Origin of the sequence: Delftia sp. ZNC0008 (assembly GCF_000799035.1) — a bacterium.
Lineage (GTDB): Bacteria > Pseudomonadota > Gammaproteobacteria > Burkholderiales > Burkholderiaceae_C > Comamonas > Comamonas tsuruhatensis.
Window position 1 is genome coordinate 1 of sequence record NZ_JTKZ01000060.1, and the last position, 2,808, is coordinate 2,808.

At 69.0% G+C, this 2,808-nt stretch carries 4 protein-coding genes; all 4 read right to left on the bottom strand.

The window, feature by feature from the left end; all coding sequences use genetic code 11:
* Window positions 1-277 (bottom strand): aldolase/citrate lyase family protein (locus L995_RS01910; RefSeq protein WP_047468567.1); only part of this gene is annotated, 277 nt, incomplete at its 3' end.
* 18 nt (window positions 278-295) lie between these two features.
* Window positions 296-1,750 carry an NAD-dependent succinate-semialdehyde dehydrogenase gene (locus tag L995_RS01915; protein WP_016452253.1) on the bottom strand — a complete coding sequence of 485 codons (1,455 nt, stop codon included), beginning with the start codon at window positions 1,748-1,750 and terminating at the stop codon, window positions 296-298.
* A 45-nt stretch (window positions 1,751-1,795) separates the two neighbouring features.
* On the bottom strand, window positions 1,796-2,629 hold the full coding sequence (gene hpaH, locus L995_RS01920) for a 2-oxo-hept-4-ene-1,7-dioate hydratase (protein ID WP_047468572.1): 834 nt from the start codon (window positions 2,627-2,629) through the stop codon (window positions 1,796-1,798).
* 1 nt (window position 2,630) lies between these two features.
* A complete protein-coding gene (locus tag L995_RS01925; RefSeq protein ID WP_231574332.1) occupies window positions 2,631-2,795 on the bottom strand; it encodes a 5-carboxymethyl-2-hydroxymuconate Delta-isomerase in 165 nt (54 codons plus the stop codon).
* Between the last annotated feature and the right edge of the window lie 13 nt (window positions 2,796-2,808).

Here is a 2,808-nt window from a genome sequence, read left to right on the forward strand (position 1 = left end):
TGTCCAGGTACTGCTTGATCAGCATCTCGCCGACCTCGCCGTGTCCCATGGGCACGCGGGCAATGGCATGGCTGTCGGGATAGGCCGCGATGGCCTGCAGCTGCGCCAGCAGGGTGCGCGTGTCGTTGGGCGAATGCTCGCCGTCGATCAGGAGCCAGTCGAAGCCGGCGCCCGCGCAGATTTCCGCCGAATAGGCGTCGGCCAGGCCCAGCCACAGGCCGATCTGGGGTTGGTCGGCCGCAATGGCGGCCTTGAAGCGGTTCACAGGTGTCTGCATGGTGTGATTGTCCGGGCCTCAGTGGCCCATGCACAGGTACTTGGTGCTCAGGTATTCCTCTATGCCGGCGGCGCCGCCCTCGCGGCCCATGCCCGACTGCTTGACGCCGCCAAACGGCGCCACGGCCGTGCTGATGATGCCGCTGTTGATGCCCACCATGCCGTACTCCAGCGCCTCGCCCACGCGCCACACGCGGCCCACGTCGCGGGCGTAGAAGTAGGCGGCCAGGCCGTACTCGGTGTCGTTGGCCATGCGGATGGCCTCTTCCTCGGTCTTGAAGCGGAACACGGGCGCCACGGGGCCGAAGACCTCTTCCCTGGCGATGCGCATGCGGTCCGTGGCGTTGGCCAGGATGGTGGGCTCGTAGAAGGTACCGCCCAGCGCGTGGCGCTTGCCGCCCAGCACGACCTCGGCGCCGTTCTTCACGGCATCGGCCACCAGTTCCTCGACCTTGTCCACGGCGGCCTGGTCGATCAGCGGGCCCTGGCCCACGCCGGCCTCCAGCCCGTTGCCCACCTTGAGGGCCTGCACGGCGACCTTGAGCCTGGCCATGAAGGCGTCGTACACGCCGTCCTGCACCAGCAGGCGGTTGGCGCACACGCAGGTCTGGCCGGTGTTGCGGTACTTGGAGGCCATGGCGCCTTCGACGGCGGCATCGAGGTCCGCGTCATCGAAGACGATGAAGGGCGCGTTGCCACCCAGCTCCAGAGACATCTTCTTGAGCGTGGGCGCGCATTGCTCGGCCAGCACGCGGCCCACTTCGGTGGAGCCCGTGAAGGTCAGCTTGCGCACGGCCATGCTGGCCGTGAGCACGCCGCCGATGGCGCGCGAGGAGCCCGTGATCACGCTGAACACGCCCTCGGGAATGCCGGCGCGCTGGGCCAGCTCGGCCATGGCCAGGGCCGACAGCGGTGTCTGCTGCGCGGGCTTGACGATGATGGTGCAGCCCGCCGCCAGGGCGGGCGCGACCTTGCGCGTGATCATGGCGGCCGGGAAGTTCCAGGGCGTGATCGCGGCGCAGACCCCCACCGGCTCCTTGGTCACGATGATGCGCTTGTCGGCCCAGGGCGCGGGCACGGTGGAGCCGTAGATGCGGCGCGCTTCCTCGGCAAACCACTGCACGTAGGAGGCCGCGTAGGCGATCTCGCCGCGCGACTCGGCCAGGGGCTTGCCCTGCTCGCTGGTCATGATCAGGGCCAGGTCCTCCTGGTTCTCCATCATCAGCTCGAACCAGCGATGCAGCAGGCGTGCGCGGGCTTCGGCGGTCTGCTGCTTCCAGAGGGCGAAGGCGCGCTCGGCGGCGGCGATGGCGCGCTGCGTCTCGGCCTCGCCCATGCGGGGCACATGGCCCACGGCTTCGCCCGTGGCGGGGTTGTGGACGTCGATGCGGCTGCCATCGTCGGCGGCCAGCCATTGGCCGTCGATCAGGCAGAGGTTCTTGAGCAGGCTGGGGTCGCGCAGTGCAAGCGGCATGGGAAATCTCCAATAAGGGCGGGGCAGGCGTCGGGACGACGGCGCCTAGACAAAACGGAACTGCAGCCGGCCCAGCGGGCCGTAGTCGGCATCGAACAGGTCGCCAGGCTTGGCGGCCACGGGGCGCGTGAACGAGCCGGCCAGCACGGTCTGGCCGGCCTCCAGGGCCTCGCCCCAGGGCGAGAGCTTGTTGGCCAGCCAGGCTACGCCGATGGCGGGATGGCCCTGCACGCCGGCAGCCAGGCCGGTCTCCTCGACCACGCCGTTGCAGCGCAGTATGGCGCCGCACCAGGGCAGGTCTATCACCTGGGGGTCAGCGCGGCCGGCGCCGGTGACGATGCCCGCATTGGCTGCGTTGTCGCTGATGGTGTCGTAGACCTTGCGCATGGCCTTGGTGTGGCGGTCGAACTGCTCGATGCGCGCGTCGATGATCTCGATGGCCGGCGTCACGTGGTCGGTGGCGTCCAGCACGTCCTGCAGCGTGATCTCCTTGCCGCCGGGCAGGCCCGGGCCGCGCAGCGGCGCCTTGAGCACGAAGGCCAGCTCCACTTCCACGCGCGGCGCGATGAAATTCGCGGCCGGGATGTCCAGCACCTGGCCCGGCGTGCAGCGGTAGAGCATGCTGTCGAGCAGGGTGCCGTAGTCGGGCTCGTCGATCTGGCTCGATATCTGCATGGCGCGCGAGGTCAGGCCGATCTTGTGGCCGATCACCTTGCGCCCCGCCGCGATCTGCAGGCGCACCCATTCGCGCGAGACGCGGTAGCCATCCTCCACGGTCATGCCGGGAAAGCGCTTGGAGAAATGCTCGACCTGCACGCGCGTCTTCTCGCTGCGGTCCAGCTCCTGGGCCAGTTGGGTCAACAGTTCTTGGGAAAACATTTCAAGGCCTGGAAAAGAGGGGATGAAGGGTGCTGTGCTTGCCGTCATACACCTGGCCCGGGCTTTCATCGACCTGCACGGTCAGGCCCAGGTGGCGCTGCGCGAACAGCGGCTGCAGATGGCGGCGCGCGCAGGCCAGCAGGGCGTCGCCGGCCTGCTGCTGCACGGCGGCCGAGCGG

What these genes read in the sequence shown, in the direction of transcription:
- L995_RS01915 (WP_016452253.1), bottom strand. Translation starts at nt 1,750, where the DNA reads ATGCCGCTTGCACTGCGCGACCCCAGCCTGCTCAAGAACCTCTGCCTG.
- hpaH (WP_047468572.1), bottom strand. Translation starts at nt 2,629, where the DNA reads ATGTTTTCCCAAGAACTGTTGACCCAACTGGCCCAGGAGCTGGACCGC.